We start from the raw sequence: 6254 nt of genomic DNA, 5'->3' as shown, positions 1-6254 counted from the left end.
AGCGAGCCGACATGGGTGCCGGTGTCCTGGGCGCTCTTGTAGTAGCGCAGCCCGGTGATCTGGCCGCTCGCCGAGGCGACGAACTTCATCCCGAGCTCGACCGGGGTGGCGTCGTTGTTGGAAGCGATGCTCGGCGTATCGGTGAGCGAGAACAGGCTCGTCGCCGTCGAGGGCGGGTTGACCGTCAGGCTGACGGTCGCCGATGCGGTGCCGCCGCGGCCGTCGGAGATGCTGTAGCGGAAACTTGCCGGTCCGCTGTAGCCCGCCGTCGGCGTGAAGGTGACGGCATTCGTCTGGCCGTTGAAGGCAACGGTGCCATTCACTGCGTTGTCCACCCCGGTGATCGTCAGCGGGTCGCCGTCCGGATCGTTGTCGTTGGCGAGCAGCGCCGACGCCTGGATCGTCGCAGCCGTGCCGGGCGTGGTGGTGAAGCCGCTGTCGTTGGCGGCCACCGGAACCGCGTTGGCGGTGGAGCGCTCGAACAGGACGTCTACCCAGTAGTTCGTCGAACTCCAGCTCGAGGTCGGAAACTCGTTGAGCGAGCCGACATGGGTGCCGGTGTCCTGGGCGCTCTTGTAGTAGCGCAGCCCGGTGATCTGGCCGCTCGCCGAGGCGACGAACTTCATCCCGAGCTCGACCGGGGTGGCGTCGTTGTTGGAAGCGATGCTCGGCGTATCGGTGAGCGAAAACAGGCTCGTCGCCGTCGAGGGCGGATTGACCGTCAGGCTGACGGTCGCCGATGCCGTGCCGCCGCGGCCGTCGGAGATGGTGTAGCGGAAGCTCGCCGGGCCGGTGTAGCCGGTCGTCGGCGTGAATGTGATCGCATTCGTCTGGCTGTTGAAGGTAACGGTGCCGTTCACCCCGTTGTCCGCCCCGGTGATGGAGAGCGCATCGCCGTTCGGATCGGTATCATTGGCCAGCAACGAAGCGGCCTGGATGGTCAAGACCGTGTTCTGGGTAGCCCAGTAGCCCGTGTCGTTGACGGCAACCGGCACGCCGTTGACGGTCGAGGCGTTGAACACCACGTCGACCCAGTAGTTTTCGCCCCGGTACGAACTGTTCGGGAATATGCCCGCGTTGTTGCCATAGGCGTATACGCCACCGTTCTGGCTGACGCTCAACGGCCCCCGCGTGTAGGCAGAGTCGAAATATCCAGTGCTGCTCGAATAGTAGCCATTGGTGTGGTAGGAGGCGACATAGGTCGTCCCCGCGGCAATGTTGATCGGGCTGGAAAAAGTCACCGTCTGCCAACCGGAGAGCGATTCACCGGTCGATGTCGCCGTCCCGAGAAGCGTCCCGTTTGCGGTCCAGAGGCTGACCTTGTGCTCGCCGATATTGTAGAAGCTCTTGTAGAAGCGGATTCCGGAGATGGTGCCGTTGGTATTGGCCTGGAAGCGGACCCCCAGTTCGACCCCGTCGGGTTCGAGGTTGGTCTCGACGGCCGGCTTCGCGGCCAGCGTCCACAGGCTGGCGGTCGAGGGCAGCGTCACGCTCACCTGCTTGCCCGCCGCGGGCGTCTCGAGGTTGACGCTGTCGTCGACGGCCCGCGACATGATCGTGTAGGTGCCGCTGGCCTGGACGACCCAGTTGTAGCTCCAGCTCTCCCGGCCGGTCGCCTTGAACCAGCTGTTGCCGCCGTCGGTGGACACCTCGACGCCGGCGATGACGCCGCCGCCGAGATCCTGGGCGGTGCCGGTGATCGTGACGTGTTGGCCCTCGACGAAGCTGGCGCCGATGGTCGGCGAGGTGATCGTCGAGGTTGGCCTGATGGTGTCGGTCGATTGCGTCGCGAGCGCAAGGCTGGAGACGAGCGTCGAGGGCTGGATGCCCATGTCGGCGAACATGTTGACCATCGCCTGCTGGACGTTCCGATCGGTCGGCGTCGTCGCCCCTTCGTGCTGGGCATCGAGCGCCCAGGACCAGAAGACCGTGCCGGCGCTGAAGACGAGGGCGCCGCTCTCGTCGCGGTACATCGTCAGGCTGTGCGTAGCGTCGGCATTGCCGATGGTCGTGCCGTAGTCGCGCAGATAGGTGTTCACCGAGACATTGGAGAGCGACAGATTGACGAGCCCGGCCGGCCGGAAGCCGTTCTCGACGTCGGAGTTCCATTCGTACCCGAGGATGTTCTGCGGCAGGCTGTAAGTCTGGCCGGGCTGCAAATTGGCGACGTCGGTGTTGCGCCAGAAGCGAAGCTTTGAAAAATCGTAGGGAACGGTCATCGTGTCCTGGCGATAGCTGTCGACCGAGAACATGGTGCCGATCAGGGCGTTTTCCGGCTGCTGGCCGGGATCGGCATAGCGCGGATCGCGCCAGGTGCCGGTGCCGACATTGCTCGGATCGGTGCTGCTGCCCCAGGTCTCCTTGTAGCAGACCATGGTACGGTAGGGGGTGCCGTTGCCGTCGATGCTGGTTTCCCAGCGAACCTTCCAGTAGCAGTCGTTGCCGCCCCAGAAAGCCAGGTTGACGCCGGCGTCGCGCGCGGCCTCCACGTTGCTGCGCTGCTCGGCCGACCAGTACTCGTCGTGTCCGACGGAGAGGAAGGCATCGTGATTCAGCAGCTGCCCGCCGTTGCGGGAGGAATCAACGCCGGAGATGTAGGAGACATCGTAGCCGTTCTGCTCCAGCCAGCGGATGGCGGAATGCTCGGCGCCGAAGATGAAATCGTGGGTGCCGCCGAACGGACTGGTGTTGGTGATGAAGGGGCGGTTGTAGCTGACGGCCGACGCGCGGCCGATCGCATTCAGGCCGCAGCTGCAGTTGGGGGGGCGATAGCCGACCAACTCGGCCGGGTCGACTGGAACCTCGCCGTAGTAGAGACTGGCACCGCCCCAGGCGTTGTAGGCCTGCCAGGTGGTGTCGGACGTCTGGAAGACGATATCGCTCGTGGAGCTGTCGTCCCGCACGACGAAGGGGATCAGGCTCTGCCCCGCGGTGCCGTCCTGGCGAACCAGCTTGGCGATGTAGACACCGGAGACCGCGTCGGAGGGGATTGCCCAGCTTGCCGAGACCGACCAGTTGCCGCAATCGATCAGGCCCTTCGACATGTCGACGATCGGATGCGGCTGGATTTGCGCGGAGGTGAGCGACTGGTTGATCGTGCCAACCTTGCGGGCGCCGTCGCCGCCGTAATAGCCGAGCCGGTAGATGTCGATCCGGTAGTTGGTGGAATCGGTGGCGATCTTGAAGTCCACCGTCTGGCCGATATTGGTGCTGATCTCGGTGGCAAAGCCCTGGATGTTGGCATCGCCGTCGCCGTCGACGCCCCATTCGCTGCGCGGGTTGCCCTGCTTCATGTTCTCGAGGGCGATCTTGTTCGGCGTCGCCGCCGCTGCCGCTGCCGGTTCCGCCGCCAGCGCCACCATTGGGACGGCCAGCGTATCGGTCGCAGGTTCGGCTTCGGTCGCTGCGGCTGAAGATGCAGGCATGACCGACGATCCGGTCGGCGTTTCGGAGCCGGCCCGGTTGGTCCCCTCGGCCGTTGGGGCCGCATCGTCGAAGCGTTCGGCGGTCCCAGACATGCCGGTGGTTGCAGGCGCAACCAGGGTCACGCTCGGTGCAAAGGACACTCCGCCAGCGGGCGAGGCATCGCTGGCCCGGTCGAGCGCCGGGCTGGTGGCAGCGCTGGACGCGGCGGCCGTATCGGGTCGGAACGAGACCGATGCAGGGGCCGATGCCTCTGGTGCGATGCTGTCTGAAGACCGGTAATGCACCACCGAAGCGAAGCCGTTGCCGGACGGCGCGCTTTCCGGCGCCTGGTCCGGGCCATCGGCGGACATCGACGGGCCGCCCGCGTCTGCGGACAAGCCCCTGGCCACGCTGAACGGCGAGCCGAAACTCCAGGACAAGGCGTAACCACCGGGCGATTGGAAGGCCGACATCCATCCCGGCAACGCCGGCAGATCCACAGCAGATACGGCTTGCGACCATGCCGCCCGCATGTCGGATGCGCCCGGGAGGTCGGGCTGGCTAGTGCCCGTTGCCACCGACAGGCTCGAACCCTTGCTAGCCAGATGATGTCGCGCTGCCCCATAGCTGTTGCCACCGGACATGCTCAACAGGTCGTGGTTTCTGATGTGAAGCCTGAACATGTTTCGCCTCCGATCCGCATCGAGCTGCGCGGACATGGGTGCCGGTTGGAATGAAATGGATCGTCTCCTCAATGGCTCATTCTGCCAACAATCCGGTGCCGGCGTACTACATCAATCGGTAGTAGCTCGCCCGGGGGAGCCCTCCTCCCATTTGACGATCGAATCCGTGTGCGGCGGTTGTCGCACCCCCATTAGCGTATGTGTCATGACCAGCGCGCCGCGCTGAAGCTCGCCTTCCGCGGTTGATGTTCCAAAGGCCGAGGCACCGAAGACGACAGGCGCATCCGATGGTGGAGGAGGCGGGTGTCTCGTAAACTTTTGCGATTGTGTCGATGCATCGTCACGATCGACAGAACGTTACCCCCTATGAAGTATGCGGAAGTTCGAACTCCGACGGAATGGCAGATACTGTTCCGGATCGAGGCCCTTAGAATGGGTGTCGAATGTTTCAGGCGAGGGTCGCCCGGAGCCGGGGGTGCCAGGCCAGCGGCCTTCGGATCGTGCGCGGATTTGAATCGAGACCGCGTCGGGCTGGAGCGGAGCATGCTGCGGACAGTGAAGGCGGACGCGAGTTGCGGGCACACGAACTTGGAAGTCTCAGGCATACCGCGCGCGAACCGCGTTCGACACGGCAGGATCGCTTTGCCCAATCACGCCGTTCAGAAACAGCCGTCGCCGATTCGAAGGGCGAAAAGTTAGGTTCTTGGCCGGCATGGCCGATAAGGTTCTTTGTCGTTTCCCTCTTTGTCCCCTGGCTGTTCGATTTGAGTGGGCTGATCATAAGCCCGTATAGACTCGTTCTCCTTGCCATGGTGCTTCCATGCCTGTTCCGATGGCTCAGCGGCGCTGCCGGCCGGTTCCGCGTCGCCGACTTCTGCCTGTTGTTCTACTGTCTGTGGGCGGCGATCAGCATGGTTGTCCGCGATGGATTCGGAGCTGCACTGGAGGGTGGCGGCATCCTGTTCGTCGAAACGATGGGGTCCTATCTCCTAGCCCGGTGTTTCGTTCGAAGTGCCCGCGACTACTACAGCGTGGCGCTCCTGTTCTTCCGCTGCATTCTGTTGTTGATGCCATTCGCCGTCTTCGAAACCCTCACGGGGAACAACATCCTGCTTGAAGCGACACGGGCGCTGTTCACGACGCACTATGCTGTCCCCGACACGCGCTGGGGACTGACGCGCGTTCAGAGCGTCCTGGAACATCCAATCCTGTTCGGTGTGGTCGTCGGCAGTGCCCTAGCGCCGGTGCATCTGGTCCTTGGTTACGGGCAGAGCGTGGTCAAACGCTATTTTCGAACATCGGTGGTCGCCGTGACGGCGTTCCTGTCCTTGTCTTCAGGACCGCTGACCGCCCTGTCCGTGCAGATCCTGCTGCTCACCTGGAATGGCCTGCTGGCGCACGTAAAGGAACGCTGGAAACTGTTTTGGGCTGTAATGTTAGCCGGCTACGCAGCCGTCGCAATTGCCTCCAACCAGAGCGTCTTTCAATTTGCGTTTACATACTTCTCCTTCAGCCCGGCGAACGCCTATTTCCGTGTGCTGATTTGGCACTTCGGCTCCTCGTCCGCACTGAACCATCCGATCTTCGGCACTGGCATGGAGGATTGGGAGCGACCGGAGTGGATGCCGCCAAGCATCGACATGTTCTGGCTCTACCACGCAATCGTCTATGGCATCCCCGCCGCGCTTGCGATGCTTGCGGCGTTTCTCGCTATTTTTCTCAGCGTTTCGACGCGGCCTGCGTCTGCGGATCCGAAGCTGATGGCCTATCGCCTGGCCTATCTTGCGGCGATGGCCAGCCTCTTCTGTGTCGGCTGGACGGTTCATTTTTGGAATGCCACCTACGTCCTTTTTCTGTTCACGCTGGGAAGCGGTGTCTGGTTGCTTGAGGGCGAGGAACCGGCAACGCGGGAGCACGGCATACGGCCGGTCCGCGGACGCAGTGTTTCCTCGTCCCGTCCCGCCACGGAGAACAGGCGCGGACGCGCGACAAATGGGCCCACTTCATCTTGATTTGCCATGATAATCCGCCCTGTTGGAGAGTTGGCTTTTTGCAAATTCAAGGCGGGCTTTTTTAGTACTGCCGTAAGTGATTGTTAACTGACGTCTGCAATCGTACGGTACCGTTCATTGTTCTGGCCGTCACCGCCACTTCGTCGCGTCTGCC

2 protein-coding genes are annotated in these 6254 nt (G+C 63.2%); one reads left to right on the top strand and one right to left on the bottom strand.

What is annotated here, in order from left to right:
- Nucleotides 1-3878: N,N-dimethylformamidase beta subunit family domain-containing protein (locus tag AC1DDS_RS19595; protein WP_477480408.1), on the bottom strand; the 3878-nt coding region annotated here is incomplete at its 3' end.
- Between the two features lie 1121 nt (nt 3879-4999).
- Between AC1DDS_RS19595 and AC1DDS_RS19590 the strand changes: the two genes are divergently transcribed.
- A complete protein-coding gene (locus AC1DDS_RS19590; protein WP_477480402.1) occupies nt 5000-6100 on the top strand; it encodes an O-antigen ligase family protein in 1101 nt (366 codons plus the stop codon).
- Nucleotides 6101-6254 lie beyond the last annotated feature (154 nt).

It is taken from the genome of Mycoplana sp. 10N416 (genome assembly GCF_056394765.1).
The sequence above is the reverse complement of the archived record's forward strand: the minus strand, read 5'-3'. Positions and strand labels throughout refer to the sequence as shown.

What these genes read in the sequence shown, in the direction of transcription:
- AC1DDS_RS19590 (WP_477480402.1), top strand. Translation starts at nt 5,000, where the DNA reads ATGGTTGTCCGCGATGGATTCGGAGCTGCACTGGAGGGTGGCGGCATC.